Here is a 25,270-nt window from a genome sequence, read left to right as displayed (position 1 = left end):
ATCCGTTCTCCTCAATTCCCGCGGCCGGAACCGGCCGGGGGCAAAATCTCGTCCAGACGGGCGGCCAGGGCCGCGAAATCGACCTTTTCCTGGGGCGCATCGCCACGCAGTGGCTTGAGTGCCACCTGTTGCGCGGCCAGTTCGTCCTCGCCCAGGATCATGGCCCAGAGCGCGCCGCTCTTGTCGGCCTTCTTGAACTGGCTCTTGAAGCTGCCAGCGCCGGCGTTGACCAGCAGGCGCAGGTCAGGGCGGGCATCGCGCAGCTTCTCGGCCAGGCCCAGGCCGGCCAGCTCGGCCGCCTCGCCGAAGGCGCAGAGGTAGAGGTCGGCCGGACGCTGCAGGTCGCTCGGCAGGCGGTCCAGGGTTTCCAGCAGCAGGACCAGGCGCTCGACGCCCATGGCGAAGCCGACACCCGGGGTGGGCTTGCCGCCGAACTGGGTGATCAGGCCATCGTAGCGGCCACCGGCGCAGACGGTGCCCTGGGCACCGAGCTTGTCGGTGACCCACTCGAACACGGTACGGCCATAGTAATCCAGGCCACGTACCAGCTTGGGATTGATCTCGTAGCGGATGCCAACCGCGTCCAAGCGGGCCTTGAGGCCGTCGAAATGGGCGCGCGACTCGTCGTCCAGGTAATCGGCCAGGTTCGGAGCTTGCTGCAGCAGCGCCTGGGTCTGGGCGTTCTTGCTGTCGAGGATGCGCAGCGGATTGGTGGTCAGACGGCGCTGGCTGTCTTCGTCGAGCTGCTCGAAGCGCTCCTGCAGATAGGCCACCAGGGCCTCACGGTAACGGGCGCGATCGGCGCTGGAGCCCAGGCTGTTGAGCTGCAGGGTGACGGCGTCGGTCAGCCCAAGGCGCTGCCAGAGGCGCGCGGTGAGCACGATCAGCTCGGCGTCGATGTCCGGTCCGGGCAGGTTGAACACCTCCACGCCGATCTGGTGGAACTGGCGATAGCGGCCCTTCTGCGGCTTCTCGTAGCGGAACATCGGGCCGGCGTACCAGAGCTTCTGCACCTGGCCACCGCCGGTGAGGCCGTGCTCGAGCACCGCCCGCACGCAACCCGCGGTACCTTCCGGACGCAGGGTCAGGGATTCTTCGTTGCGGTCGAGGAAGGTGTACATCTCCTTGTCCACTACGTCGGTGCCCTCGCCGATGCCGCGGGCGAAGAGTTCGGTGAACTCCATGATGGGCAGGCGGATCTCGTGGTAGCCATAGCCGTCGAGCAGCGTGGCGAAGGTACGTTCCAGGTAGCGCCAGGCCGGAGTCTGCTCCGGCAGGATATCGTTCATGCCACGGATGGCTTGCAGGGACTTGCTCACGAAAGGGCCTTATTCCTTGATCTTTCAGCTGCGCGCGATGAGTGCGGCATCCGCTTCGGCCTTTTCGGCCGCCTTGCGGCGGATGAGCCCTTCCAGCTCGTCCACCAGATTGTCGTTGTTCAGCTTGGACGCCGGCTTGCCGTCGATGTACACCAGGTTGTTGGGCGTACCCCCGGTCAGGCCGACGTGGGCTTCCTTGGCTTCGCCAGGGCCGTTGACCACACAGCCGATCACCGCGACGTCCAGGGGCACCAGCAGGTCCTCCAGGCGTCCTTCCAGCTCGTTCATGGTCTTGACCACGTCGAAGTTCTGCCGCGAGCAGCTCGGGCAGGCGATGAAGTTAATGCCGCGGGATCTCAGGCGCAGCGACTTGAGGATATCGAAGCCGACCTTGATCTCCTCGACCGGATCGGCCGCCAGGGAGATGCGGATGGTGTCGCCGATGCCTTCGGCCAGCAGCATGCCCAGGCCGACCGCGGACTTCACCGTACCCGAGCGCAGGCCGCCGGCTTCGGTGATACCCAGGTGCAGCGGCTGCTCGATGCGGGTCGCCAACTGGCGGTAGGCGGCCACGGCCATGAAGACGTCGCTGGCCTTCACGCTGACCTTGAAGTCCGGATAGTCCAGCTTCTCCAGGTGATCGACGTGACGCATGGCCGATTCCACCAGGGCTTCCGGGGTGGGCTCGCCGTATTTCTTCTGCAGGTCCTTTTCCAGGGAGCCGGCGTTGACGCCGATGCGGATCGGGATGCCGCGCTCGCGCGCCGCGTCGACCACCGCCTTGACGCGGTCCTCGCGGCCGATGTTGCCGGGGTTGATGCGCAGGCAATCCACGCCCAGCTCGGCCACGCGCAAGGCGATCTTGTAGTCGAAGTGGATATCGGCCACCAGCGGCAGGCTGACTCGCTGCTTGATGCGACCGAAGGCCTCGGCCGCGTCCATGTCGGGCACCGAGACGCGCACGATATCGGCACCGGCGTCCTGCAGGCGCTGGATCTGCGCCACGGTGGCATCGACGTCGCAGGTTTCGGTGTTGGTCATGCTCTGCACGGCGATGGGGGCATCGCCGCCGACCGGCACCGAGCCGACCCAGATCTTGCGGGACAACCGACGTTTGATGGGCGATTCGCTATGCATGCTGGTATCCCATGAGGTCGCCGGACGTCATTGTCCGGCCTGACCGAGTTTGATGCGGGCGGTCTCGCCCTTGGTGAACGGTGCGAGGTCGACGACCTGGCCGTTGTAGGTGATCTGGGCTCCGCGGGCGTAGCCAAGACGGATATTGACCGGCGGCTTGATCGAGGCGTAGTCGAGGGTCTCGCCGCCTTTCTTCAAGCCACTGAAGAGGATCTTGCCGCTACCGTCGCTGACCTGCATCCAGCAGTTTGCGGTGAAGCGGATGTTCAGGCTGTCGCTGCCCGCGGCAGAGGCCGCCGTGGCGGCGGGTGCCGGACTGACAGGGGCCGCGGCGGCGGGCGTCGTGGTCGCCGGGGCGCTGGTGCCGGTCACCGGGGCCGGGGTGGGCGCGGCGGTGGGCGCGGTCATGGCGGCGACGGCATTGGCATCGGGAGTGGGCGTGCCCACCGGCGACGGGAGGCTGGCGGACGGCTGCTGGGCAGCGACCGAGGGCTGCTCTTCCGGCTCGTCGATGGGATGGATCTCGGTCTTGCCGTCGGCACCCTCGACCTCGACGTGCTCCATGCTCACGGCGCTGCTGCTGGAGGCCTGGCGACTGCGTTCCTGCCACCAGAACAGGCCCATGGCGATGATCAGCACCACCAGGATGAAGCTGACGAATCTAAGGACGTTGCGTGACAGCCGTACCGGCTCGTCGAGCCGGCCAAGGCTGTGCACGGTGCTGCCTTTGGCATCGGTACCGGTGTAGCCGTCGAAGGTGCGCACCAACTCGACCTGGTCCAGGCCAAGCAGCTTGCCATAGGCCTTGGTATAGCCGCGGGCGAAGGTGTGCCCCGGCATCTGCTGATAGTTGCCGGATTCGAGCTGCTCGATGATGCGCTCGCTGAGGTTGAGATTCTGCGCGACCTGGGCCTGGCTCCAGCCAAGCGCCAGACGCTTCTGCCGCAAGATCTCACCGGGATTGCCCCGTCCGGCGTGTACCGCTTCGGATTGCACTGCGGTCATTTCTGCTCCGACTGAAGTTGACGATATTCAGGTGAGTTCGGGTACAGGCGCTTCAGCTGCAGGGCATAGCTCGCGGCGGTGTTGCGATCGTTGAACACTTCGGCGAGGCGGATCCCGAGCAACAGGCTGCGGGCATCCTGGGGACTGAGCTGGCTGAAGGCCTGGTAATAGCTACGAGAAGGCACGTAATCGCGCGTCTGGTAGGCCAGTTGAGCCAATTCGAACAGGGCCCTGGGCTGGTTACGATCCAGCCGCAGGGATTTTTCCAGATTTTCCTTGCCCAAGTCGACCTGATTGAGTCGCAGGGCGGTCAGGCCGAGGTTCTCGAACACCCGGGCGCGTTCGGGATAGAGGCTGTCTTCGGCGGCCTGGGTGAAGCGTTCGTAGGCATCCTTGTAGCGCCCCTGCTCATAGAGGAAGCTGCCATAGTTATTGAGGATGCGGGCATCGCGGGGCCGTTCGCGCAGGGCCAGGCGGTATTCCTGGTCGGCCAGGTCGGTCTCGCCCTGGGCCTGGAACACCAGCCCGAGGGCGGCATGGGCATCGGCACTGGACGAATCCAGTTCCAGGGCCTTCTTCAGCGGCACCTTGGCCTGCTCGGTGTTGCCCTGCTGGACATAGCCGAGGCCGAGCTGGATGTAGGCGTCACGGGCCTGCATCCGTCCCTGGCGGGTATCCATGGGGTTGCGATCACCCTCGGTCACGCAGCCGGCCAGGCCGCCGACCAACAGGGCGAGCGCGAGGGCCGCACAGCGCGTGATCGCCATGGTCGCGCCCTCAGCCCTGGAGCGGCGATACGGTTTCGGCACCGTCGAGCTGGCGAACGGCGATGTAGCGCTGGCTGCGGCGGGTGCGGTCCATGACCTGCCCCACCAGCTGGCCGCAGGCGGCGTCGATGTCGTCACCGCGGGTGGTGCGCACGGTGACGTTGAAGCCGGCCTGCTGCAGCAGCTCCTGGAAACGGCGGGTGGCGTTCTTGCTCGGCCGCTCGTAGCCGGAGTGCGGGAAGGGGTTGAAGGGGATCAGGTTGATCTTGCAGGGCACGTTGCGCAGCAGCTCGATCATCTGCAGCGCGTGCTCGGGCAGGTCGTTGACGTCCTTGAGCAGGGTGTACTCGATGGTCAGGACGCGCTTCTCGCCCAGTTGCCCGATGTATCTCTGGCAGGCGTCGAGCAGCATGGCCAGCGGATACTTGCGGTTGATCGGCACCAGTTCGTTGCGCAGCTCGTCGTTGGGCGCGTGCAGCGACAGCGCCAGGGAGACGTCGACGTGCTTGGCCAGCTCCTCGATCATCGGCACCACGCCCGAGGTGGACAGGGTGACCTTGCGCTTGGAGATACCGTAGCCCAGGTCGTCCATCATGATGCGCATGGCGGAGACGACGTTGTCGAAGTTCAGCAACGGCTCGCCCATGCCCATCATCACCACGTTGGTGATGGCACGGTCGATCTTGGCCGGCACGCTGCCAAAGGACTTGTTGGCGATCCACACCTGGCCGATCACTTCGGCGGCGGTGAGGTTGCTGTTGAAGCCCTGCTTGCCGGTGGAGCAGAAGCTGCAGTCCAGGGCGCAACCGGCCTGGGAGGACACGCACAGGGTGCCCCGGCCATTCTGCGGGATGTAGACGGTCTCGACGCAGCTGCCGGAGGCGACGCGGATGACCCACTTGCGGGTGCCGTCGCGGGAGATGTCTTCGCTGACGATTTCGGGCCCACGGATTTCCGCGGCGGCCTTGAGCTTTTCCTTGAGCGCCTTGCCCAGGTTGCTCATGGCGTCGAAGTCGTCGATGCCGAAGTGATGGATCCACTTCATGACCTGGCCGGCGCGGAAGCGCTTCTCCCCGATCGACTCGAAGAACGACTCGAGTTGCGGCTGGGTCAGGCCCAGCAGATTGACCTTATCGGTGGCTGTGGTCATGGGATCACCTCGACGAAATCTGTTTGAAGCCCGCGCGGCGCGCGGGCGGTGCCAGGAAGGCGGGCTGGCCGCTTCCCTGGCCGGCGCTCATCCTTAGCGGATGCGCTCGCAGACTTCGGTGGCTGCGAAGAAGTAGGAGATCTCGCGAGCGGCGGACGCTTCGGAATCCGAACCGTGGACGGCGTTCTCGTCGATGGACACGGCGAAGTCGGCGCGGATGGTACCGGCGTCGGCCTTCTTGGGATCGGTGGCGCCCATCAGCTCACGGTTCTTGGCGATAGCGTTGTCGCCTTCCAGCACCTGGACCACGACCGGACCGGAGGTCATGAAGGAAACCAGGTCCTTGAAGAAGGGACGCTCTTTGTGTTCGGCGTAGAAGCCACCGGCTTCGCGCTCGGACAGCTGGACCATCTTGGCAGCGACGACGCGCAGGCCAGCTTTCTCGAAGCGGGTGACGATCTCACCGACGACATTCTTGGATACGGCATCGGGCTTGATGATCGACAGGGTACGTTGAACAGACATGTGAACTCCGGATGTGGGTATAGAGCAAAAACGAAACCCGCGGATTATACGCGGGTCCCGGTGAAAAGCGTAGCGCGGTACGGGCGATGCGTCAGGCGGACTCTTCGATCCAGGCGGCCTGGATGGCCTCCAGCACCTTCTCGCCGCCGCGCTGGGGATCGTCGTCGAACTCCGGCAGGGCCACGACCCAGTTCCGCAGATTAACGAAATTCACGTAGCGCGGATCGACGTCGGGATGGGCGTCGTTGAGTTCGATGGCGATATCCAGCACATCGGTCCATTTCAGTGCCATGACAGCTATCCTCAGTGGCCTTCGGAGACCTGGTTGATGGTGTAGCGCGGAATCTCCACTACCAGGTCTTCGCTGCCTACTACCGCCTGGCAGGACAGGCGCGAACGCATTTCCAGGCCCCAGGCCTTGTCCAGCATGTCGTCCTCGAGTTCATCGGAGGGTTCGAGGGAATCGAAGCCTTCCTGGACGACCACGTGGCAGGTGGTGCAGGCACAGGACATCTCGCAGGCGTGCTCGATGTCGATGCCGTTGCGCATGGCCGCGGCGATGATGGTTTCGCCTTCGCTGGCTTCGAAGACCGCACCTTCAGGGCAGTGCTCGGCGTGGGGCAGCAGGGTGATCTGCGGCATGATGGAACTACTCCTCGATATCGTTGAGACGGCGACCCGCCAGGGCCGCCTTGACCGAGGCGTTCATCCGCCGGGCGGCGAAGGCATCGGTCACCTGGGAAAGACGCTTGGTCTGCTCTTCGAGCGCCTGGACGTCAGTGGCTTCCAGCAGCTCGGCCAGCCGGCCGATTTCCAGCTCGATCACCTGACGCTCCTCGGCGTCCAGCAGGCGCTCGCCATCGGCCGCGACCGCGGCGCTGACCGCCTCGATCAGTCGCCGGGCCTCGACCTGCTGCTCGCGCAGCGCGCGGGCCTGCATGTCGTCGCCGGCATGGCGGAAGGAATCCTGCAGCATGTTGGCGATCTCGCCATCGGTCAGGCCATAGGACGGCTTGACCTGGACACTGGCTTCCACACCGCTGGACAGCTCGCGGGCGCTGACGCCGAGCAAGCCATCGGCATCGACCTGGAAGGTGACGCGGATCTTGGCGGCGCCGGCGACCATGGGCGGGAAGCCGCGCAATTCGAAGCGGGCCAGGGAACGCGCATCCTTGACCAGTTCGCGCTCACCCTGCAGCACGTGCACCAGCATGGCGGTCTGGCCGTCACGGTAGGTGGTGAAGTCCTGGCCGCGCGCCACCGGGATGGTGGTGTTGCGCGGAATGATCTTTTCCATCAGGCCGCCCATGGTCTCCAGTCCCAGGGACAGCGGGATGACGTCAAGCAGCAGCAGCTCTTCGCCAGCCCGGTTGCCGGCCAGGGAGTCGGCCTGCAGAGCGGCGCCGATGGCGACCACGCGATCCGGGTCGATGTCGGTGAGCGGGTTGCACTCGAAGAGTTCGCCCACGGCCTCACGCACATAGGGCACCCGGGTGGAGCCGCCAACCATGACCACGGCGGAGATGTCGGTCGGTTCGACCTCGGCATCGCGCAGGGCACGGCGGCAGGCCTTGAGGCTGCGTGCGACCAGCGGGGCGATAAGTTCCTGGAAGGTGCTGCGCTCCAGCACGCCCGACCAGTCGCCATGGCCAACCTCGACGCGCTCGGCGGCCGACAGGGCTTCCTTGGCGGCACAGGCGGTCTGCAGCAGGCGCCGCTGGGTGCCCGGATCCAGATCGCTGGACAACCCGGCCTGCTGGACGATCCAGCCGGCGATGGCGTGATCGAAGTCGTCACCGCCCAGGGCACTGTCGCCGCCGGTGGCCATGACCTCGAAGACGCCGCGGGTCAGGCGCAGGATGGAAATATCGAAGGTGCCGCCACCCAGGTCGTAGATGGCGACCACGCCCTCCTCGCCCCGGTCCAGGCCATAGGCCACGGCCGCCGCGGTAGGTTCATTGAGCAGGCGCAGGACATTCAGGCCGGCGAAGCGGGCCGCGTCCTTGGTGGCCTGACGCTGGGCATCGTCGAAATAGGCCGGCACGGTGATGACGGCGCCGACCAGTTCGCCGCCCAGGGTGGCTTCGGCGCGCTCGCGCAGCACCCGCAGGATGTCGGCGGAGACTTCTACCGGACTCTTGCGCCCGGCAGCGGTATCGATGAAGGGCATTTCCGATTCGCCGGCCACGAAGCGATAGGGCAACTGCTCGCCCAGCTGCTTGACGTCGGCGATGCCACGCCCCATGAGGCGCTTGACGGAGAGGATGGTATTGAACGGATCCTGGGCGGCGGCGGCCTTGGCCCCCGCCCCCACTTCCACGCCAGCGGCGGCATAGCGCACGGCGGACGGCAGGATCACCTCGCCCTGAAGGTCGGGCAGGGTCTCGGCCACGCCACTGCGCACGGCGGCCACGAGGGAATTGGTGGTACCCAGGTCGATGCCCACCGCCAGCTTGCGCTGGTGCGGCTTGGGCGCCATTCCGGGTTCGGCTATCTGCAATAGAGCCATTGGCTAGTCGGCTTATGGTTATCGGTGCCTGAGCGACACCTGTGATTAATCGTCCAGACGCTCTTCGAGCTGGCGGATCTCGCTGGCCAGCTTGTCCAGGAACTGCATGCGACGGACCAGGCGCTCGGCGGACTCGCGCTGGGCGGGATCCTTCCAGATCGCCGCGAAGGCCTGCTCGATATCCCGCTGCGCATCCTTGAGGCGCTGGCGGAAGGCGGGAATGCCCGCACTATCGCCGGCGTCCTGCAGGTCTTCCAACTCCTCGCGCCACTGCAGCTGCTGCATGAGGAAATCGGTGTCCTGGATGGTCGCCTCCAGCGGCATCTCGTGCCCCTCGAGTTCCAGCAGGTAGCGCGCACGCCGCGAGGGCGCCCGCAGCACGTGATAGGCCTCGTTGAGCTCGGCCGACCGCTCCAGTGCCTGGCGACGCTCACGCTCGGGCGCATCGGCGAAGCGATCCGGATGGACGGTGCGGGCCAGGTCGCGATAGCGCGAAGCCAGGCCCGCCTGATCGATCTCGAAGGCGGGCTTGATCTCGAACAGGGCGAAGTGGCAGGGCTTACCCATGGCAGGCCTCAGATGTTGAAGCTTTCGCCGCAGCCACACTCGCCACGCACGTTGGGATTGTTGAACTTGAAGCCCTCGTTGAGGCCTTCACGCACGAAATCCAGCTCGGTGCCGTCCAGGTAGACCAGGCTCTTGGGGTCGATGATGACCTTGACGCCATGGCTTTCGAACACCTGATCCTCGGCCGCGAATTCGTCGACGAACTCGAGTACGTAGGCCAGTCCCGAGCAACCCGTGGTACGAACGCCCAGGCGGATGCCCTCACCCTTGCCGCGCCCATCCAGGGAGCGCTGCACGTGACGGGCGGCGGACTCGGTCATGCTGATCGCCATGGTTCCTCCTTAGAGCAGGCCTTTCTTCTGCTTGTAGTCGCTGACGGCCGCCTTGATGGCGTCTTCGGCGAGTACCGAGCAGTGGATCTTCACCGGCGGCAGGGCCAGTTCTTCGGCGATCATGCTGTTCTTGATCGACGCCGCTTCCTCGATGCTCTTGCCCTTCATCCACTCGGTGGCCAGGGAGCTGGAGGCGATGGCGGAACCGCAGCCGTAGGTCTTGAACTTGGCGTCTTCGATGATGCCCTGCTCGTTGACCTTGATCTGCAGGCGCATCACGTCGCCGCAGGCCGGGGCGCCGACCATGCCGGTGCCGACATCGGGATCGGCCGCGTCGAACTTGCCGACGTTGCGCGGGTTTTCGTAGTGGTCGATGACCTTTTCACTGTATGCCATGGTTCAATCCTCACTCATCAGGGGTTGGTCAGTGGGCTTGCCACTCGACCTGACTCAGGTCTACGCCTTCTTTGAACATATCCCACAGCGGAGACAGCTCGCGCAGCTTGGTGACGGCCTCGGCCACCTTGCTCGCGGCATAGTCGACGTCTTCTTCGGTGGTGAAGCGGCCGAAGGTGAAACGGATCGAGCTGTGCGCCAGTTCATCGTTGCGGCCCAGGGCGCGCAGGACATAGGACGGCTCCAGGGAGGCCGAGGTACAGGCCGAACCGGAGGAAACCGCCAGGTCCTTGAGCGCCATGATCAGCGACTCGCCTTCGACGTAGTTGAAGCTCAGGTTCAGGTTGTGCGGTACGCGGTGCACCAGGCTGCCGTTCAGGTAGACCTCTTCCAGGCCTTCGAACTGACGGTAGAAGCGATCGCTCAGGGCCTTGATGCGGGCATTTTCCTGGACCATCTCTTCCTTGGCGATGCGGAAGGCCTCGCCCATGCCGACGATCTGGTGGGTCGCCAGGGTGCCGGAACGCATGCCGCGCTCATGACCGCCACCATGGGTCTGGGCCTCGATACGCACGCGCGGCTTGCGGCGGACGTAGAGGGCACCGATACCCTTGGGCCCATAGGTCTTGTGCGCCGAGAAGGACATCATGTCGACCTTGAGCTTTTCCAGATCGATCTCGACCTTGCCGGTGGACTGGGCGGCATCGACGTGGAAGAGCACGCCACGGGAGCGGGTCAGCTCGCCGATGGCGGCGATGTCGTTGACGGTACCGATCTCGTTGTTGACGTGCATGATGGACACCAGAGTGGTGTCTTCACGCAGGGCCGCCTCGACCATCTCGGGCGTGATCAGGCCGTCTTCGCCCGGCTCCAGGTAGGTCACCTCGAAGCCTTCGCGCTCGAGCTGGCGGGTGGTGTCCAACACCGCCTTGTGCTCGATCTTGGAGGTGATCAGGTGCTTGCCCTTGTTCTGGTAGAAGTGCGCGGCGCCCTTGATGGCCAGGTTGTCGGACTCGGTGGCACCGGAGGTCCAGACGATCTCGCGTGGGTCGGCGTTGACCAGCTCGGCCACCTGACGACGGGCGTTTTCCACGGCTTCCTCGGCTTTCCAGCCGAACAGGTGGGAGCGCGATGCGGGGTTGCCAAAGTTGCCATCCACCAGCAGGCACTCGCTCATCTTCTGAGCGACGCGCGGATCGACGGGCGTGGTGGCGGAATAGTCTAGGTAGATCGGCAATTTCATCGGTTACTCCTAATCAGACGGGCGTCTCTGCTCAGTCGATGGTGGACGCTTCGATTTTTTCGACCGCCAGGGGCGATTGCTTGCTGGCACAGACCTTGTTGTCCTGACGCTTGGCAACCTGCTGGATCTCGTTGCGGGCGACCAGATCGGCCAGGGTGATGCCACTGAGAAAGGTATGGATCTGATCGCTCAGATCGCACCAGAGATGGTGGGTCAGGCAGGTATCACCCTGGTGACAGCCGCCGCTGCCCTGGCAACGGGTGGCGTCCACGGATTCGTTAACGGCATCTATCACCTGGGCCACATGGATACCACCCATGTCTCGCGCCAGCTGATAGCCGCCGCCGGGGCCGCGCACGCTGTTAACCAGCGAGCCACGACGCAGCCGGGCGAACAGCTGTTCCAGGTAGGACAGCGAGATGCCCTGCCGCTCGGAAATATCGGCCAGCGACACCGGGCCCCGCTGGGCATGCAGCGCCAGGTCGAGCATGGCGGTTACGGCATAGCGGCCTTTGGTGGTCAGTCTCATGACGAACTCGGGCGGGTTGCAGCGGATGACCCTGATTATCGGATTCCCGACAAAAAAGGTCAACTTTAAAACCGAGCAAATCACTCAGGCATTATCTATCGGGGGGATAGTCCGCGGATGGGATTCGCCGCGGGCGGCCTTCTGGGTTTCGGTGAGGATGCCGCGCAGGATGTTCATCTCCAGCTTGCTGATGCCGGCGCGGCCGTAGAGGCGGCGGAGGCGACTCATCAGATGGCGCGGCTTGGCCGGATCGAGGAAGCCGATTTCCACCAGGGTCTCCTCCAGGTGCTGGTAGTAGAGCTCCAGCTCCTCCACCGTCACCGGCTGGGTGTTGAGCATGGCGGTGGCCTCGACCTTGTTCATCTTGGTCGGCTGGTTCTGGGCGGCGAGCCAGGCCATGCGCACCTCGTACACCAGCACCTGGACCGCGGCGGCGAGGTTGAGCGAACCGAAGGCGGGATCCGAGGGGATGTGCACGTGGTAGTGGCAGCGCTGCAGCTCTTCGTTGGTGAGGCCGGCGTATTCGCGGCCGAACACCAGGGCCACTTCGCCGCCCTGCTCCACCTGGGCCAGCGAGGTGGTGGCGCACTCGCGCGGATCGAGCAGCGGCCAGGGGATGCGCCGGTCGCGGGCGCTGGTGCCCAGCACCAGGCTGCAGCCGGTCAGGGCTTCTTCCAGGGTATCGACGACGATGGCGGCCTCAAGCACGTCGTTGGCACCGGAGGCGCGAGCATTGGCCTCCCCGCTGGGGAAGTCCTCGGGCTCGACCAGGTAGAGGCGCGACAGGCCCATGTTCTTCATGGCCCGGGCGGCACCGCCGATGTTGCCGGGATGGCTGGTATTGACCAGAACGACGCGGATGTTATTCAGCACGTGGCTATCCTCGAGCGGACGCGGGAAATCGGCGCCGTATACTACGCCCACCCGCGCCCGCTTGCCACGAATACCCCTTCCAGCGCCGCGAAGTCTGCTATCATTGCCGGCTTTCCTTATACAACCCAGGTGATCTATCCATGCAGCCCATGCTGAACATCGCCCTGCGCGCGGCCCGCAGCGCCGGTGAACTGATTTTCCGTTCGATTGAGCGCCTGGACGTGATCGCCGTCGACGAGAAAGGCGCCAACGACTTCGTTTCCGAAGTGGATCGCGCCGCCGAGCAGACCATCCTCGCCACCCTGCGCAAGGCCTATCCGACCCACGGCTTCTATGGTGAGGAATCCGGGTACCTGGCCGGTGAAGGCGAAGGCGCCGATTACGTCTGGATCGTCGATCCGCTGGACGGCACCACCAACTTCGTCCGCGGAGTCCCGCACTTCTCCGTGAGCATCGCCTGCAAGTACAAGGGCCGCCTGGAGCACGCCGTGGTCCTGGACCCGGTGCGCCAGGAAGAATTCACCGCCAGCCGTGGCCGCGGTGCCGCCCTCAACGGCCGGCGCATCCGCGTCACCAATCGGCGCAGCCTGGAAGGCGCCCTGCTGGGTACCGGCTTCCCCTTCCGCGCCAACGATGTCGACCACCTGGACAACTACCTGGGCATGTTCCGCAGTCTGATCGGCCAGACCGCCGGCATCCGCCGCGCCGGCTCCGCCGCCCTGGATCTGGCCTATGTCGCCGCTGGTCGTTTCGACGCCTTCTGGGAAATGGGCCTGTCGGAGTGGGACATGGCCGCCGGCGCCCTGCTGGTGCAGGAAGCCGGTGGTCTGATCGGCGACTTCAACGGTGGCCACGACTTCCTTGAGAAGGGCCACATCGTCGCCGGCAACCCCAAGTGCTTCCGTGGCCTGCTGACCCAGATCCAGCCGCACCTGCCGGCCTCGCTCAAGCGCTGAGTCTGCCTGGCTTACGCAAAAGCCCCTGCCGGCCATGCCGACAGGGGCTTTTGCTTGCCTGCCGCAAAGAAATTCAGCGGCAGGTCGGCAGGGATCACTTGACCACTTTCAGACTCGGCCGCGCCGGTGCCGGCTTGGGCGCCTCGGGCTTGCTGCCACCGGTATCGGGACCCTGGTCATCCGGCGGGCTGGGCTCGCTGTCGAAGACCATGCCCTGCCCGTTCTCCCGGGCATAGATGGCGAGGATGGCGCCCACCGGGACATAGAGGTTGTAGGCCACGCCACCGAAGCGGCCGTTGAAGCTGACGGCTTCGTTGTCCATGTGCAGGTCGCGCACGGCGCTGGGCGAGGCGTTCAGCACGATCTGGCCATCGTTGGCATAGCCCGGCGGCACGCGCACCTCGGCATAGTCGGCATTGACCAGCAGGTGGGGCGTACAGTCGTTGTCCACGATCCACTCATAGAGTGCGCGGACCAGATAGGGGCGACTGGAATTCATGGGGTTCTCCTCTAGCGCATCTCACGCTCGGTGACCGAAAGACTGGATCGGAAACTGTCGCGCGCGAACATACGATCCATGTAGTCCTGCAGCGGCTTGGCCGCCCGGGGCAATTCGATGCCCAGGCGCGGCAGTCGCCACAGGAGGGGGAGCAGGCAACAGTCCACCAGGGAAAAGTCGTCGCTCAGGAAAAAGGCTTTCTCGGCGAAGATCGGCGCCACCCCGGTCAGGCTTTCCCGCAACTCCTTGCGCGCGGTGGCCAGGTCGGTACCGGGCGCCGCCTGCAGGATGGCGTCCGCCAGGGTGCACCAGTCACGCCCGATGCGGTGCATCAGCAGCCGTGACTGGCCACGGGTGACCGGATAGGCGGGCAACAACGGCGGGTGCGGATAACGCTCCTCCAGGTACTCCATGAGCACCTCGGTGCCATAGAGCACCAGGTCGCGATCCATCAGCGTCGGCACGGTGCCATAGGGATTGTGCTCGGCCAGCTGCCGGGGGCACTCGCCACGGCGCACGGCGACCAGCTCGCACTCGACGTTCTTTTCCGCCAGGATCAGACGGATCCGGTGGCTGTAGTGATCCTCGGGATCATGGAAACAGGTCAGGCGGGTTATGGCGCCCATGGGTCCCTCCCCCAGCGGGGGCGAAGCTGCAAAGGGGGGATTATCTCGCACCTTGCCGCTTTCGACCTAGTCTCATCGCTCATCGTCGGGCAATCGTCGCCAGAATTCACGCTTGAGCCAGCAGGCGAGCACGGCGAACAGGCCCAGGTAGCCCAGCACCCAGGGCGCGAGGCGGCGGGCCAGGCTGCGCTCGGGCGCAGCCGAGTAGCCCAGGTAGGCGACCAGGTCGTCGACGGTACGGGCGAATTGTTCGGGCGTCTGGGCACCACTGCCCGGCTCTAGCCGCAACACGCAGCGATCCGCGCCGCAGTCGCGCGACTGCCGACCGCGCAGGGCGGCGAGGACGTCCGGCATGCGGGTACCGGGTGCCGCGAGGTTGTCGACGCCCAGGGGACGACCCGGCGCCACATAGAATTCCTGCAGGAAGGCGCGCAGCCAGGCCTCGCCGCGTACCGCGGCGATGAGGCTGAGGTCGGGCGGCACGCTGCCGAAGGCACGCCGGGCGTCGTCGGGCTTGAGCAGACTGAGCATGGGCGCGTTGGCGGTACGACCAGGCGCCCAACTGGCGAGGTCCAGGTGCAGATCCCTGGCGACCCGTTCGAAGCGCTGGTACTCCTGGCCATGGCAGGCCAGGCAGTAGCGGCCGAAGGTGATGGCGCCCGCCCGCGGATCGCCCGGCTCGGCAGCGGCAGCCAGACCGGTGCCGAGCAGCAGCAGGCCCAGTAGCAGAGCGCGCCTCACGGCCCGGGCTCCGGCAGCGGCCGCGGCTGGCCCAGCCTGCTGTACCAGGGCATGCCCAGCAGGCTGGCGAAGTAGACGCCCGCGGCGAGCCGCGCCAGCCACAGGCGTGCGTCGGTGAGCGCCACCACCCCCAGCACCCCGAGGGCGGCGAAGGCCAGGCAAGCGGCATAGAGGCCGAGCCGTGCCGGCCAGGCCTTGTGACGTACCGAACGGGCGGCGCTGCGATCCAGCCAGGGCAGCACGAACAGCAGCGCCAGAGCCAGGGCCGCCAGCCCCAGGCCGCCCGCCTTGCTCGGCACCGCGCGCAACAGGGCATAGAAGGGCGCCAGGTACCAGGGCGGGGCGATGTGCGCGGGGGTGACCAGGGGGTTGGCGGCCTGCTGGTTGGCCGGCTCCAGCACCAGGCCGCCCAGGTCCGGCGCCAGCAGCACTACGGCGAGGAAGACCAGCAGGAAGATGGCCAGCCCGCAGAGGTCCTTGAGGGTCAGGTAGGGGTGGAAAGGCACCCCGGCGGCACCGCTGACATCGCGATCGTCGCCTTCGGGATTGTTCGAGCCGGTCTGGCGCAGGGCGACGACGTGCAAGGTCACCAGCAGCATAATCACCAGGGGCAAGCCCACCACGTGCAGGGCCTGGAAGCGGCGCAGGGTCGCATCGGACAGCACAACGCCACCGCGCAGCAGATCGGCCAGGATCGGGCCCACCACGGGCAGCGCCTCGACCGCGCTCAGGGATACCTGGGCGCCCCAGTAGGAGAGCTGGCCCCAGGGCAGCAGATAGCCGAAGAAGGCCTGGGCCAGCAGCAGCAGATAGAGCAGCACGCCAAAGCTCCAGACCAGCTCGCGCGGGGCCCGATAGGAGCCGTACAGCAGGCCGCGCAGCATGTGCAGATAGAGACAGACGAACAGCGCCGAGGCGCCCACGGCATGCAGGTAGCGGATCAGCCAGCCGAAGGGCACCTCGCGCATGAACAGCTGCACCGAGGCGAAGGCGCCCTTCACGCTGGGCTCGTAGCCCAGCAGCAGCCAAAGGCCGGACAGTACCTGCAGCGCCAGGATGAAGACCAGCAGCGAGCCGAACAGATAGAAGACGTTGAGGTTGCGTGGTACCCGGTACTCGCTGACGTGCCGCCGCCAGAAGGCGCGCAGTGGCAGCCGTCGTTCGAGCCAGTCGTGCCGGTCGTTCTTCATGCGACCCCCTCGCCATCGCTGCCGATGATCAGTAGGTTCTCGCCCTGAAAATGATGGGGCGGCACGGCAAGGTTGAGCGGTGCCGGCTGGTCGCGATAGACCCGTCCGGCGAGATCGAAGTGGGAGCCATGGCAGGGGCAAAGATAGCCCCTGTCCGCCGCGGCGGCCGTGGCCAGGGAGGGGATGCACCCCAGGTGGGTGCAGATGGCGGTGACCACGAAGAGGTCCGGCCGCCGCGAGCGCAACCGTGGATCGACATAGGGCGGCTGGCTGGACTCCCGGGAATCCGGATCGGCGAGTTCGGCGGCGTCGGCCAGCAGCCGGGCCTGGTCCGCCGCGCTGCGGCGCAGCACGCAGACCGGCTGGCCGCGCCACTGTACGGTGAGCTGCTCGCCTTCGCGCAAGGCGGAGATATCGACCTGCACCGGCTCCGCTGCGACTTCCGCCGAGCGACTGGGCCGCAGGGCACAGACGAAGGGCACGCTACCGGCCGCCAGGCCCAGACCGCCCACGGCGGAGGTGGTGGCGATCAGCAGGCGGCGGCGCTGGGCATCGGGCGCATCGTCGGTCACGTCAGGCTTCCCGGCTCCATTTCCAGCGTCACGCCGAAGCGCTCCCGCACCGAGGTGCGGATGCGTTCCGCCAGTGCCAGGACATCGCGACTGCGGGCGCCGCCGAAGTTGACCAGCACCAGCGCCTGGGCGGCATGCACCCCCACGGCGCCGTCTCGATGGCCGCGCCAACCGGCCTGGTCGATCAGCCAGCCAGCGGCCAGCTTGACCGAGCCATCGACCTGGGGATAGGTCGGCAGGGCCGGATAATCGTCCTTGAGTGCGGCAGCCGCGGCCGCCGTCACCACCGGATTCTTGAAGAAGCTGCCGGCGTTGCCCAGCACCGCCGGGTCGGGCAGTTTGCTGCGACGGATGGCGCAGATCGCCGCGCTGACCGCCCCGGGTGTCACCTGCTCGACGCCCGCCTCGGCCAGGGCCTGGCGTACCGGACCATAGTCCAGTACCAGTTGCGGCTGGCGACTGAGATGGAAGCGTACGCGCAGCACGATCCAGCGGCCGGCCTCGGCCTTGAAGCGGCTCTCGCGATAGGCGAAGGCGCAGTCCTCAGGCGCCAGCTCATGGATTTCGCCGCTGTGGCGGTCGAGCGCCGTGACCCGGGCGCACCTGTCCCTCACCTCGACGCCATAGGCACCGATGTTCTGGATCGGCGAGGCGCCCACGGTGCCCGGAATCAGGCTGAGATTTTCCAGGCCGTACCAGCCGTTGGCCAGGGTGGTCATGACGAAGGGATGCCAGGGTTCGCCGGCTTCGGCTTCCACCAGCAGGGCATCGCCCTCCTCCGCCAGCAGGCGGATGCCGCGCGAGGTCAGGCGCAGCACCAGGCCCTCGACCCGCTCGGGCAGGACCAGGTTGCTGCCACCACCGAGCACCCGCAGCGGTACGCCCAGGTCACGGGCCAGCGCCAGGGCCTCCCGGACCTCGGTATCGCTGGCGGCTTCCAGGTAGCGGTCGGCCTCGGCGACCAGGCCGAAGGTGTTGAGTCCCTGCAAGGGGACCCGTTGCTGGACGTCAGCGACCATGACGGGCAGCCACCTCGGCGACCAGGCCATCGCAGGCGCTTTCGAGCAGGTCGAGGACCCGTTCGAAGCCGGCTGCGCCGCCGTAATAGGGATCGGGCACCTCGTCCACCGCCAGGCCCTGGCGCGCCAGGAAGAGTTCGGGCACCGCGCCCTTGGCGTCCGCCGGCCGCAACTGCTCCAGCCAGGCGAGGTTGTCGTGGTCCATGGCCAGGATCAGGTCGAAGCGCTGGAAGTCTTCAACGGTGACCTGGCGGGCGCGCAGGCTGGTGAGGTCATAGCCGCGCCCGGCGGCGGCCTGGATGGCGCGGGTATCCGGCGCCTTGCCGACATGCCAATCGCCGGTGCCGGCCGAATCCAGCACTACCGCCGCGGCCAGGCCGGCGGCGTCCAGCTTGGCCCTGAGGATGCCTTCGGCGGTCGGTGAACGACAGATGTTGCCCATGCAGACGAAGAGGATGCGCAGGGTCATCTAGGCTCCCAGCAGGCGCCGCACGCGCTCGAGATCTTCCGCGGTATCCACCCCGGCCTGGGGCGCTTCCAGGGCATCGGCGACATGGATGCGGACGCCGTGCCAGAGCGCGCGCAACTGTTCCAGGGCTTCGGTCTCTTCCAGGGCACAGGGGCCCCAGCTGACGAAATCGGCGAGGAAGCCAGCGCGATAGGCGTAGATGCCAATGTGGCGACGATAGGGAAAGCCCGGGGGCAGCTGCGCGCGATCATTGGCGAAGGCGTTGCGCGCCCAGGGCAGCGGCGCGCGGCTGAAGGTCAGCGCCAGGCCGTTCACGTCGGTGCTCACCTTGACCACGTTGGGATTGAACAGGCTGTCGACCTCGTGGATGGGCTCGGCCAGGGTGGCCACGCCGGCCTCGGGGTGAGCGGCGAGATTGTTCGCCACCTGGTCGATCACCGCCGGCGGAATCAGCGGCTCGTCGCCCTGGACATTGACCACCCGGGCGTCGTCGGCCAGCCCCAGCAGCTCGGCCACCTCGGCCAGCCGATCGGTGCCCGAGGCATGATCGGCGCGGGTCAGCAGCACCTGGGCGCCGAAGCCTTCGCAGGCGCGCAGGATGTCGTCGTGGTCGGTCGCCACCACCACCCGCTCGGCGCCACTGCGCCGGGCCTGCTCCCAGACGTGCTGGATCATCGGCTTGCCGGCGATGTCGAGCAGCGGCTTGTTGGGCAGCCGGGTACTGGCGAGCCGGGCCGGGATGACGACGGTGAAGGCGGTGCTCATTTGTCCAGGCGCTCGTCCGTGGTGATGACGCGCGCCTCGCTTTCCAGCATCACCGGGATGCCGTCGCGGATCGGGAAGGCCAGGCCGGCGGCCTTGCTGATGAGCTCGGTCTTGTCGTCGCTCAGGATCAGCGGGCTCTTGGTCAGGGGGCAGGCGAGGATGTCGAGCAGCTTGAGGTCCATGGGCGATAGTTCCGTCAGAGAGAGTGTTCGGGCAGGAGGCGGTCGAGGCGCCCATCCAGCCAGGCGACGAAGGCGGCCGAGGGCTGGGCGTCCACCGCCAGGTACCACCAGTCGGCGGCGGCGAAGGGCCGGCACTTGACCGCGTCCTTCTCGGTCATCACCAGCGGCAGCTCGGGCGTGAAGGCCAGGTCCGCGGCGCTGTAGGCGGCATGATCGGCGAAGGCATGGGGCAACGGCTGCCAGTGTAGTCCTTCGAGGGTGGCGAAGAAACGCCCGGGGTTGCCGATGCCGGCCAGGGCATGCAGGCGCTGCCCGGGCGGGAAGAAATCCAGCGGGCGCCGCTCGCCGCTGCGCAAATTGACCAGGGCGCTGGGTTGCAGGACCAGGCCGTAGCCCGCGGCGGGATCTTGTACGGCACCGTTGTGGATCACGGCGTCCACCTCGGCCAGGCGCTCCAGGGGTTCACGCAGGGGCCCGGCCGGCAGGCAGCGACCGTTGCCGAAGCCCCGCGCGGCATCGACCATCACCAGCTCCAGGTCGCGCGCCAGGCGATAGTGCTGCAGGCCGTCGTCGCTGAGGATGACATCGAGCGCTTCCTCGGCGAGCAGCTGCTCGACGGCGCGACCCCGGTCGGGATCTATCACCAGGGGGATGCCGGTGCGCTGCACGATGAGCAGGGGCTCGTCCCCGGCACAGGCCGCGCTGTCGGTCGCCTGCACCCGCCAGGGCAGGCGTGGCGGCTGGGCGCCATAGCCGCGGCTGACCACGCCGACCCTGAGGCCACGGGTGCGCAGGTGGCCGATCAGCCAGAGGATTATGGGTGTCTTGCCGGTGCCGCCGACGGTGAGATTGCCCACCACGATGACCGGGACCGGCGCGCGATGGATGCTGCCCTGCCCGGCCAGGAAGCGTTGGCGCTTGCGCCGGGCGACCCGGCGATAGAGGGCTTCCAGCGGCGCCAGCAGGCCCAGGGCGGGATGGCCCTGGTACCAGGCGCGGACCAGGCGATCGCTCAGGCTCACGGGCGTTTCGCCTGGGCCTCGAGGGTGGTGATGCGCAGCTGGCTGAAGCCCAGCTTGCCGGCGGCGTCCATGGCCATGACCACCGACTGGTGGGTGGCGCGGCCATCGGCGGTGATCACCAGCGGCAGGCTATTGTCGCCGCCGGACTCGCGCTGCAGGGCAGTGGTCAGTCCGGTCAGGTCGTTGCGCGCCAGGGTCTGGCCGTTCAGCGCCATCTGGCCTTCAGCGGTGATGCTGATTTCTAGGGTTTTGCCCTGGTTGGCCGCGGCGGCGGCGCTGTCGGCCTCGGGCAGCTCGATCTTCAGCTGGCTGGGCCGGCTGAAGGTGGCGGTCACCACGAAGAACAGCAGCAGGACGAAGATGACGTCGATGAAGGACGCCAGGTTGATATAGACCTCTTCGCGAGCGGCGCCCCCGGCGCGGCGACGGAATTTCACGCGGCGGCTCCTTCGCGGACGTCCACCTCGCGATCACCATGGAGGATGTCGACCAGCTTGACCGCTTCCTGCTCCATGCCGACCACCAGCTCGTCCACCCGGCGCAGCAGGTAGCGATGGAAGAACACGGCGGGAATCGCTACCAGCAGGCCGGCGGCGGTGGTCACCAGGGCCTTGGAGATACCGCCGGCGAGGATGGGCGCATTGGCCATGCCGTCGCTCATGAAGGCACTGAAGATATCGATCATGCCGAACACCGTGCCGAGCAGCCCCATCAGCGGGGCCAGGGCGGCGATGCTGCCGAGGGTGTTGAGATAGCGTTCGAGATCGTGCACCACGCGGCTGCCGGCTTCCTCGATGGCCTCCTTCATGATGTCGCGGCCATGGCGGGAATTGGTCAGGCCCGCCGCGAGGATGTCGCCCAGCGGCGAGCCGGCGCGCAACTCACGCAAGCGTTCGGCGTTGAGCTGCTTGTCCTGGATCCAGCGCCAGACCTGGGCGAGCAGGTTGGGCGGCGCGACCCGGCTGCGCCTCAGGGTCCACAGCCGCTCGGCGATGATGGCCGTGGCCAGGATGGAACTGAGGATGATCGGCAGCATCATCCAGCCGCCCGCTTTGACCATTTCGAACACGAGACCGTTACCCCCGCCGCAAAATGCGGCCACTCTAGCACGAACGCCGGAGGGCCGGTCCAAGGGCTCATGAGCGAGAGCAGGCGAAAGCGCCGGGGAAGCGGATCGGGCCCGCGCGCGGGTTTACGCAGGGTCGATGGGCCGTCCGACCGGGCCGCCCAGCGACACAGGGGCGTTGCACCGCCGTCTGGCCGACGCGCAGCAGCCGTTGACCAGGCTCTCAGGGCGTCGCCGGGGGCGTCCGCCACCAGCGACGCTCCTGGCGCTGCCCACGCGGTGCCTGCCAACGCCCGAGGGTCCACGTCAGGGCGCCAAGCTCGGCGGTGTCATAGGGCAATACGCCGCGCTCGCGATAGCGTTCCAGGACCTGCGGATGAGGATGGCCGTAGCGGTTGTGGCGGCCGCGCGAGATCAACACGCCGCGGGGCGCCACGGCGGCGATGAAGGCCGCACTGGAGCCGCTGCGACTGCCATGGTGCGGGGCGCTGAGCCATTCCGCTGCAAGCGGCAGGCCGCTGGCCACCAGTTCGCCTTCGCGGCGCTCGTCGATGTCGCCGGTCAGCAACAGGCGCTCGCCGCTGGCCTCGACCCTCAGCACGCAGGAGGCGGCATTGGAGTCCGCGTTGGCGCGCCACCAGGTGGTGAAGCTGACCTCGTTCCAGATCCAGCTGGCGCCGTCCTCACAGTCCCGCGCCTGCAAGCGCGGCTCGAGACGCCCGGCCTCGCCGCTGAGCACCCGCCCCGGGGGCAAGCCCTGGGCCACGGCCGGCGCGCCGCCGGCGTGGTCGGCATCGGCATGGCTGAGCAGCAACACATCCAGACTGTCCAGGCCGGCGCCGCGCAGATTGGGCAAGACCACGCGGGCCCCGCTGTCGTAGCTGCCCAGCCGTGGCCCGGCGTCGTAGAGCAGGGCATGATCCCGGGTGCGCACCAGCACCGCCAGGCCCTGCCCCACGTCCAGCACGGTGATTCGCGCCTGGCCCGTCGCCGGTAGCGGGATTGGCGGAAACAGCGCCGGCAGCATGAGCAGCACGCCAAAGCCGCGCAGCGGCAAACCCGCCGGCAAGAGGGCGAGCAAGGCACCCAGGCCGGCCAGCCCGAGTGCCCAGGCGGGAGCGAGCGCCGGCTGCCAGGCCGTGGCCAGCTGCGCCAGCCACTCCAGCAGCCAGAGCAGGATGTGCAGGAGACCGCCTGCCAGCAGCAGCGCGGGATCGCCCAGTGGCGACCACACCACGGACAGCGCCGTCCCCACCAGCGCCAGGGGCACGATGAAGATATCCATCAGGGGTACAGCGACCACATTGGCCAGAGGGCCGCTCAGGCTGAGCGGCAGGCCCAGCGCCAGCAACAGCGGCGCCAGGCCCAGGGTCATGCACCCCTGGGCGCGTCCCAGGCTGATCCACCAGGGCAGGCGTCCCAGGCGCCCGGCGAAACTCCACAGCAACACCAGCACGGCGCCGAAGGACAGCCAGAAGCCCGACAGGAGCACCACCAGTGGATTGGCCGCCAGCACCAGCACCAGGGCTGCCAGGAGTGCGTCGCCGAGGCGTACCTGCTGGCGACCGAGTTGCCAGAGCAGCCCGAGGGTGACCATGACGCAGGCGCGTTGGACCGGCACCTCGAAGCCGGCCAGCAGGCCGTAGCCCAGGGCGGTGGCGATGGTCAGCACCGCCGCGGACAGCCGCCAGGGTAGGCGCCGCGGCCAGTAGCCACGGCGCGCCAGGCTGACCACCCCGGCATAGACACCGAGGGCGATCAGGCCGATGTGCTGACCGGAAATCACCATCAGGTGTACGGTGCCGGTGTCTTGGAACAGCTGCCATTGGGCATCGGTGATGCCCGAGGCATCACCTACCACCAGGGCCGCGAGCAAACCGCCCTGCCCGGCCGGATCGCGGGTGTGCAGGTATTGCCGAATGCCGTCGCGCCAGGTCGCCAGGCCACTGGCAGCGCTGAGTCGCTGGCCGTCCTTGACGCTGCCGGTGGCGCCGATGCCCTGGGCCAGCAGCCAGGCTTCGCGATCCTGCCCCAAGGCATTGCTCAAGCTGGCCGGACTGCGCAACTCCACGGCCAGTCGCCAGCGCTCGCCGGCCAGGGGCCGGGGTCCGCCGTGCCAGTTGAGGCGTATCCGCGCCGGTAGCCGCAGCTCACGACGGCTGCTCGGCTGGCTCAGCATGAAGCCGACCGAGTCGGCCTCCACCGCCGGCAGGCCACTGACCTGGCCTTCGATCCAGAGCACCCGCTGCTCGAGTGCCGGATCCAGGCGATCATCCAGGGCCCAGTGGGCATTGAGCACTGCCCAGGCCAGGCCGAGGCCGAAGGCGCCCAGGACCACCAGCCGCGTCCCCAGCAGCACGGTGGCTACCGCGACGAGGGCGGCCAGCGCGGGGAACGCGGGCAGAGCCGGCAAGGCGCGCAGGACCAGCACACCCAGGGCGAACGCGAGCAGAGCGGCGCGCATCAGGACTCCATCCGTGGAGAACCAGCAAGGCTTCAGATGCGCGGATTAGAGCAGTTCGGCGGCCGGAGGGCCAGGGGCGTACAGCCACCTGGCCCGGCGCGGTGATCAGTCGTAGCGCAGGGCTTCGGCCGGCGAGGTGCGCGAGGCGCGCCAGGCGGGATAGAGGGTGGCCAGGAAGCTCATGCTCAGGGCCGCCACGGCGATCAGCACCACGTCTTCCAGCTCCAGCCGCGACGGCAGGTTGCTGATGAAGTACATGTCGCCGCCGAACAGCTTGTGGCCGAGCAACCGCTCCAGTGCCGCGATCCACTGGCTGACGTTGAGCGCCGCTATGACGCCCAGGATGCCGCCGATGAGGGTGCCGACCAGACCGATCACCGTGCCCTGGACCATGAACACCGCCATGATCTGGCCGGGCGTGGCGCCCAGGGTACGCAGGATGGCGATGTCCGCCTTCTTGTCGGCCACCACCATGATCAGGGTGGCGATGATGTTGAAGGCGGCCACCGCCACGATCAGCAGCAGCAGCAGGCCGATCATGGTCTTTTCCATCTGCATGGCCTGGAACAGGCTGCCCTGGGTGCTGGTCCAGTCACGGGCCTGGTAGCCGTCGCCCAGGGCCTTGGCCACGTCACGGGAGATGCGCGGCGCCTGGAACAGGTCGTCCAGCGCCAGGCGGATGCTCTCCACCTGGCCCGGCTGCCAGCCCTTGAGCGGCGCGGCGTCGGCCACGTTGACCAGGGCCAGGGAGGCATCCAGCTCGGCCCCGACCTTGAAGGTGCCGACCACGGTGAAGCGGCGCAGGCGCGGGGTGATGCTGCCGGTGGCACCCACCTCGGGGATGATCACCGTGACCTGGCTGCCCACCTCGAGCTGGAAGCGCCGGGCGGCGATCTCACCCAGCACGATGCCGAATTCGCCGGGCTTGAGGGCGTCGAGGCTGCCCTGGGTCATCCGCTCGCCGACGATGGAGACGCGTTTCTCCTGGCTCGGATCTATGCCGTCCACCAGCAGCGGCTGCATGCGACCGCGCACCGAGAGCATGCCCTGCAGCTGGGTATAGGGCACCGCCGCCAGCACATGGGGCTGCTGTTCGGCCTTGGCCGCCAGCGGGCGCCAGTCGTCCAGCGGCTGAGCCGCGCTGATGAAGGCATGGGGCACCATGCCGAGGATGCGGCCGCGCATTTCTTCCTGGAAGCCGTTCATCACCGACAGCACCAGGATCATGGCCAGCACGCCCAGGGCCAGGCCGAACATGGAGACCAGCGAGAAGAAGGAGATGAAGGACCTGCGCCGCTTGGCGCGGGTGTATCTCAGGCCGATGAACAGCGAAAGCGGTCTGAACAT

30 protein-coding genes are annotated in these 25,270 nt (G+C 67.2%); 1 reads left to right on the top strand and 29 read right to left on the bottom strand.

All coding sequences use genetic code 11. From position 1 onward, the window contains the following. Nucleotides 1-11: 11 nt before the first annotated feature. The 15 genes from hisS to trmJ form a co-directional block, all read right to left on the bottom strand. The gene (gene hisS, locus ACYJP6_RS21545) at nucleotides 12-1,319 is read right to left on the bottom strand and encodes a histidine--tRNA ligase (RefSeq protein WP_459477686.1); all 1,308 of its coding nucleotides are present in this window, start codon (nucleotides 1,317-1,319) and stop codon (nucleotides 12-14) included. A 24-nt stretch (nucleotides 1,320-1,343) separates the two neighbouring features. Further along, the gene (gene ispG, locus ACYJP6_RS21540; protein WP_058759998.1) at nucleotides 1,344-2,456 is read right to left on the bottom strand and encodes a flavodoxin-dependent (E)-4-hydroxy-3-methylbut-2-enyl-diphosphate synthase; all 1,113 of its coding nucleotides are present in this window, start codon (nucleotides 2,454-2,456) and stop codon (nucleotides 1,344-1,346) included. 27 nt (nucleotides 2,457-2,483) lie between these two features. Further along, complete coding sequence (locus tag ACYJP6_RS21535) at nucleotides 2,484-3,461, bottom strand: RodZ domain-containing protein (RefSeq protein WP_459477684.1); 978 nt, start codon at nucleotides 3,459-3,461, stop codon at nucleotides 2,484-2,486. After that, nucleotides 3,458-4,228, bottom strand: coding sequence for a type IV pilus biogenesis/stability protein PilW (gene pilW / locus ACYJP6_RS21530; protein ID WP_145009460.1), 771 nt, complete (start codon nucleotides 4,226-4,228; stop codon nucleotides 3,458-3,460). The genes ACYJP6_RS21535 and pilW overlap by 4 nt, the downstream gene beginning before the upstream one ends. Before the next feature lie 10 nt (nucleotides 4,229-4,238). Continuing rightward, nucleotides 4,239-5,378 carry a dual-specificity RNA methyltransferase RlmN gene (gene rlmN, locus ACYJP6_RS21525; protein ID WP_459477682.1) on the bottom strand — a complete coding sequence of 380 codons (1,140 nt, stop codon included), beginning with the start codon at nucleotides 5,376-5,378 and terminating at the stop codon, nucleotides 4,239-4,241. 93 nt (nucleotides 5,379-5,471) lie between these two features. Beyond that, a complete protein-coding gene (gene ndk, locus ACYJP6_RS21520) occupies nucleotides 5,472-5,903 on the bottom strand; it encodes a nucleoside-diphosphate kinase (RefSeq protein ID WP_007162425.1) in 432 nt (143 codons plus the stop codon). A gap of 91 nt (nucleotides 5,904-5,994) precedes the next feature. Next, nucleotides 5,995-6,195, bottom strand: a complete 201-nt coding sequence (gene iscX / locus ACYJP6_RS21515; RefSeq protein ID WP_459477681.1) for a Fe-S cluster assembly protein IscX — start codon at nucleotides 6,193-6,195, stop codon at nucleotides 5,995-5,997. An 11-nt stretch (nucleotides 6,196-6,206) separates the two neighbouring features. Continuing rightward, nucleotides 6,207-6,545: an ISC system 2Fe-2S type ferredoxin gene (fdx, locus tag ACYJP6_RS21510; RefSeq protein WP_017639751.1), complete on the bottom strand. Its 339-nt coding sequence runs from the start codon at nucleotides 6,543-6,545 to the stop codon at nucleotides 6,207-6,209. A 7-nt stretch (nucleotides 6,546-6,552) separates the two neighbouring features. Next, the gene (hscA, locus tag ACYJP6_RS21505; RefSeq protein WP_459477680.1) at nucleotides 6,553-8,412 is read right to left on the bottom strand and encodes a Fe-S protein assembly chaperone HscA; all 1,860 of its coding nucleotides are present in this window, start codon (nucleotides 8,410-8,412) and stop codon (nucleotides 6,553-6,555) included. A gap of 45 nt (nucleotides 8,413-8,457) precedes the next feature. Next, complete coding sequence (hscB, locus tag ACYJP6_RS21500) at nucleotides 8,458-8,979, bottom strand: co-chaperone HscB (RefSeq protein WP_459477678.1); 522 nt, start codon at nucleotides 8,977-8,979, stop codon at nucleotides 8,458-8,460. Nucleotides 8,980-8,987: 8 nt separating this feature from the next. Beyond that, nucleotides 8,988-9,311: an iron-sulfur cluster assembly protein IscA gene (iscA, locus tag ACYJP6_RS21495; RefSeq protein WP_007162420.1), complete on the bottom strand. Its 324-nt coding sequence runs from the start codon at nucleotides 9,309-9,311 to the stop codon at nucleotides 8,988-8,990. 9 nt (nucleotides 9,312-9,320) lie between these two features. Then, nucleotides 9,321-9,707 (bottom strand): Fe-S cluster assembly scaffold IscU, encoded by a 387-nt coding sequence (iscU, locus tag ACYJP6_RS21490; RefSeq protein WP_007162419.1) that lies wholly within the window; start codon nucleotides 9,705-9,707, stop codon nucleotides 9,321-9,323. A gap of 28 nt (nucleotides 9,708-9,735) precedes the next feature. Further along, a complete protein-coding gene (locus ACYJP6_RS21485; protein ID WP_459477677.1) occupies nucleotides 9,736-10,950 on the bottom strand; it encodes an IscS subfamily cysteine desulfurase in 1,215 nt (404 codons plus the stop codon). Between the two features lie 31 nt (nucleotides 10,951-10,981). Further along, a complete protein-coding gene (gene iscR / locus ACYJP6_RS21480; protein WP_058759986.1) occupies nucleotides 10,982-11,479 on the bottom strand; it encodes a Fe-S cluster assembly transcriptional regulator IscR in 498 nt (165 codons plus the stop codon). An 84-nt stretch (nucleotides 11,480-11,563) separates the two neighbouring features. Beyond that, on the bottom strand, nucleotides 11,564-12,352 hold the full coding sequence (trmJ, locus tag ACYJP6_RS21475) for a tRNA (cytosine(32)/uridine(32)-2'-O)-methyltransferase TrmJ (protein ID WP_459477675.1): 789 nt from the start codon (nucleotides 12,350-12,352) through the stop codon (nucleotides 11,564-11,566). Nucleotides 12,353-12,492: 140 nt separating this feature from the next. On the opposite strand from trmJ, the gene suhB reads away from it, so the two are divergent. Further along, entirely contained in the window at nucleotides 12,493-13,308 is an 816-nt protein-coding gene (gene suhB, locus ACYJP6_RS21470) for a type III secretion system regulator SuhB (RefSeq protein WP_145009481.1), read from the top strand. 94 nt (nucleotides 13,309-13,402) lie between these two features. On the opposite strand, the gene ACYJP6_RS21465 is transcribed toward suhB, so the two are convergent. From ACYJP6_RS21465 to ACYJP6_RS21400, 14 genes are all read right to left on the bottom strand, one after another. Beyond that, on the bottom strand, nucleotides 13,403-13,807 hold the full coding sequence (locus ACYJP6_RS21465; RefSeq protein WP_145009484.1) for a ClpXP protease specificity-enhancing factor: 405 nt from the start codon (nucleotides 13,805-13,807) through the stop codon (nucleotides 13,403-13,405). A gap of 11 nt (nucleotides 13,808-13,818) precedes the next feature. Beyond that, entirely contained in the window at nucleotides 13,819-14,433 is a 615-nt protein-coding gene (locus ACYJP6_RS21460; RefSeq protein ID WP_459477672.1) for a glutathione S-transferase N-terminal domain-containing protein, read from the bottom strand. Nucleotides 14,434-14,505: 72 nt separating this feature from the next. Further along, nucleotides 14,506-15,174 carry a cytochrome c1 gene (locus ACYJP6_RS21455; protein ID WP_459477670.1) on the bottom strand — a complete coding sequence of 223 codons (669 nt, stop codon included), beginning with the start codon at nucleotides 15,172-15,174 and terminating at the stop codon, nucleotides 14,506-14,508. After that, nucleotides 15,171-16,364 (bottom strand): cytochrome b, encoded by a 1,194-nt coding sequence (locus ACYJP6_RS21450; RefSeq protein WP_459477668.1) that lies wholly within the window; start codon nucleotides 16,362-16,364, stop codon nucleotides 15,171-15,173. Before ACYJP6_RS21450 ends, ACYJP6_RS21455 begins: the two co-directional genes overlap by 4 nt. Further along, a complete protein-coding gene (gene petA, locus ACYJP6_RS21445) occupies nucleotides 16,361-16,936 on the bottom strand; it encodes a ubiquinol-cytochrome c reductase iron-sulfur subunit (protein ID WP_459477666.1) in 576 nt (191 codons plus the stop codon). The genes ACYJP6_RS21450 and petA overlap by 4 nt, the downstream gene beginning before the upstream one ends. Then, complete coding sequence (gene murB, locus ACYJP6_RS21440; RefSeq protein ID WP_459477664.1) at nucleotides 16,933-17,955, bottom strand: UDP-N-acetylmuramate dehydrogenase; 1,023 nt, start codon at nucleotides 17,953-17,955, stop codon at nucleotides 16,933-16,935. The genes petA and murB overlap by 4 nt, the downstream gene beginning before the upstream one ends. Beyond that, nucleotides 17,945-18,418 carry a low molecular weight protein-tyrosine-phosphatase gene (locus ACYJP6_RS21435; RefSeq protein WP_459478060.1) on the bottom strand — a complete coding sequence of 158 codons (474 nt, stop codon included), beginning with the start codon at nucleotides 18,416-18,418 and terminating at the stop codon, nucleotides 17,945-17,947. Before ACYJP6_RS21435 ends, murB begins: the two co-directional genes overlap by 11 nt. 6 nt (nucleotides 18,419-18,424) lie before the next feature. After that, the gene (kdsB, locus tag ACYJP6_RS21430; RefSeq protein WP_459477662.1) at nucleotides 18,425-19,189 is read right to left on the bottom strand and encodes a 3-deoxy-manno-octulosonate cytidylyltransferase; all 765 of its coding nucleotides are present in this window, start codon (nucleotides 19,187-19,189) and stop codon (nucleotides 18,425-18,427) included. Further along, nucleotides 19,186-19,371 (bottom strand): Trm112 family protein, encoded by a 186-nt coding sequence (locus tag ACYJP6_RS21425; RefSeq protein WP_059232294.1) that lies wholly within the window; start codon nucleotides 19,369-19,371, stop codon nucleotides 19,186-19,188. Before ACYJP6_RS21425 ends, kdsB begins: the two co-directional genes overlap by 4 nt. 14 nt (nucleotides 19,372-19,385) lie before the next feature. Continuing rightward, a complete protein-coding gene (gene lpxK / locus ACYJP6_RS21420; RefSeq protein WP_459477660.1) occupies nucleotides 19,386-20,393 on the bottom strand; it encodes a tetraacyldisaccharide 4'-kinase in 1,008 nt (335 codons plus the stop codon). Next, on the bottom strand, nucleotides 20,390-20,830 hold the full coding sequence (locus ACYJP6_RS21415) for an ExbD/TolR family protein (RefSeq protein ID WP_459477658.1): 441 nt from the start codon (nucleotides 20,828-20,830) through the stop codon (nucleotides 20,390-20,392). Before ACYJP6_RS21415 ends, lpxK begins: the two co-directional genes overlap by 4 nt. After that, entirely contained in the window at nucleotides 20,827-21,462 is a 636-nt protein-coding gene (locus tag ACYJP6_RS21410; RefSeq protein WP_459477656.1) for a MotA/TolQ/ExbB proton channel family protein, read from the bottom strand. The genes ACYJP6_RS21415 and ACYJP6_RS21410 overlap by 4 nt, the downstream gene beginning before the upstream one ends. A gap of 220 nt (nucleotides 21,463-21,682) precedes the next feature. Further along, nucleotides 21,683-23,923, bottom strand: coding sequence for a DNA internalization-related competence protein ComEC/Rec2 (locus ACYJP6_RS21405; RefSeq protein WP_459477654.1), 2,241 nt, complete (start codon nucleotides 23,921-23,923; stop codon nucleotides 21,683-21,685). 105 nt (nucleotides 23,924-24,028) lie between these two features. Further along, nucleotides 24,029-25,270, bottom strand: a complete 1,242-nt coding sequence (locus ACYJP6_RS21400; RefSeq protein WP_459477652.1) for a lipoprotein-releasing ABC transporter permease subunit — start codon at nucleotides 25,268-25,270, stop codon at nucleotides 24,029-24,031.

Source organism: Pseudomonas sp. No.117, assembly GCF_054558395.1.
The sequence above is the reverse complement of the archived record's forward strand: the minus strand, read 5'-3'. Positions and strand labels throughout refer to the sequence as shown.

Coding starts and splice junctions, on each gene's coding strand:
- ACYJP6_RS21535 (WP_459477684.1), bottom strand. CDS start 3,461: ATGACCGCAGTGCAATCCGAAGCGGTACACGCCGGACGGGGCAATCCC.
- ACYJP6_RS21485 (WP_459477677.1), bottom strand. CDS start 10,950: ATGAAATTGCCGATCTACCTAGACTATTCCGCCACCACGCCCGTCGAT.
- hscB (WP_459477678.1), bottom strand. CDS start 8,979: ATGGGTAAGCCCTGCCACTTCGCCCTGTTCGAGATCAAGCCCGCCTTC.
- iscR (WP_058759986.1), bottom strand. CDS start 11,479: ATGAGACTGACCACCAAAGGCCGCTATGCCGTAACCGCCATGCTCGAC.
- iscU (WP_007162419.1), bottom strand. CDS start 9,707: ATGGCATACAGTGAAAAGGTCATCGACCACTACGAAAACCCGCGCAAC.
- hscA (WP_459477680.1), bottom strand. CDS start 8,412: ATGGCTCTATTGCAGATAGCCGAACCCGGAATGGCGCCCAAGCCGCAC.
- ACYJP6_RS21425 (WP_059232294.1), bottom strand. CDS start 19,371: ATGGACCTCAAGCTGCTCGACATCCTCGCCTGCCCCCTGACCAAGAGC.
- ACYJP6_RS21400 (WP_459477652.1), bottom strand. CDS start 25,270: ATGTTCAGACCGCTTTCGCTGTTCATCGGCCTGAGATACACCCGCGCC.
- ACYJP6_RS21460 (WP_459477672.1), bottom strand. CDS start 14,433: ATGGGCGCCATAACCCGCCTGACCTGTTTCCATGATCCCGAGGATCAC.
- murB (WP_459477664.1), bottom strand. CDS start 17,955: ATGGTCGCTGACGTCCAGCAACGGGTCCCCTTGCAGGGACTCAACACC.
- ACYJP6_RS21465 (WP_145009484.1), bottom strand. CDS start 13,807: ATGAATTCCAGTCGCCCCTATCTGGTCCGCGCACTCTATGAGTGGATC.
- ispG (WP_058759998.1), bottom strand. CDS start 2,456: ATGCATAGCGAATCGCCCATCAAACGTCGGTTGTCCCGCAAGATCTGG.
- fdx (WP_017639751.1), bottom strand. CDS start 6,545: ATGCCGCAGATCACCCTGCTGCCCCACGCCGAGCACTGCCCTGAAGGT.
- pilW (WP_145009460.1), bottom strand. CDS start 4,228: ATGGCGATCACGCGCTGTGCGGCCCTCGCGCTCGCCCTGTTGGTCGGC.
- ACYJP6_RS21405 (WP_459477654.1), bottom strand. CDS start 23,923: ATGCGCGCCGCTCTGCTCGCGTTCGCCCTGGGTGTGCTGGTCCTGCGC.
- kdsB (WP_459477662.1), bottom strand. CDS start 19,189: ATGAGCACCGCCTTCACCGTCGTCATCCCGGCCCGGCTCGCCAGTACC.
- suhB (WP_145009481.1), top strand. CDS start 12,493: ATGCAGCCCATGCTGAACATCGCCCTGCGCGCGGCCCGCAGCGCCGGT.
- iscX (WP_459477681.1), bottom strand. CDS start 6,195: ATGGCACTGAAATGGACCGATGTGCTGGATATCGCCATCGAACTCAAC.
- iscA (WP_007162420.1), bottom strand. CDS start 9,311: ATGGCGATCAGCATGACCGAGTCCGCCGCCCGTCACGTGCAGCGCTCC.
- rlmN (WP_459477682.1), bottom strand. CDS start 5,378: ATGACCACAGCCACCGATAAGGTCAATCTGCTGGGCCTGACCCAGCCG.
- ACYJP6_RS21450 (WP_459477668.1), bottom strand. CDS start 16,364: ATGAAGAACGACCGGCACGACTGGCTCGAACGACGGCTGCCACTGCGC.
- ndk (WP_007162425.1), bottom strand. CDS start 5,903: ATGTCTGTTCAACGTACCCTGTCGATCATCAAGCCCGATGCCGTATCC.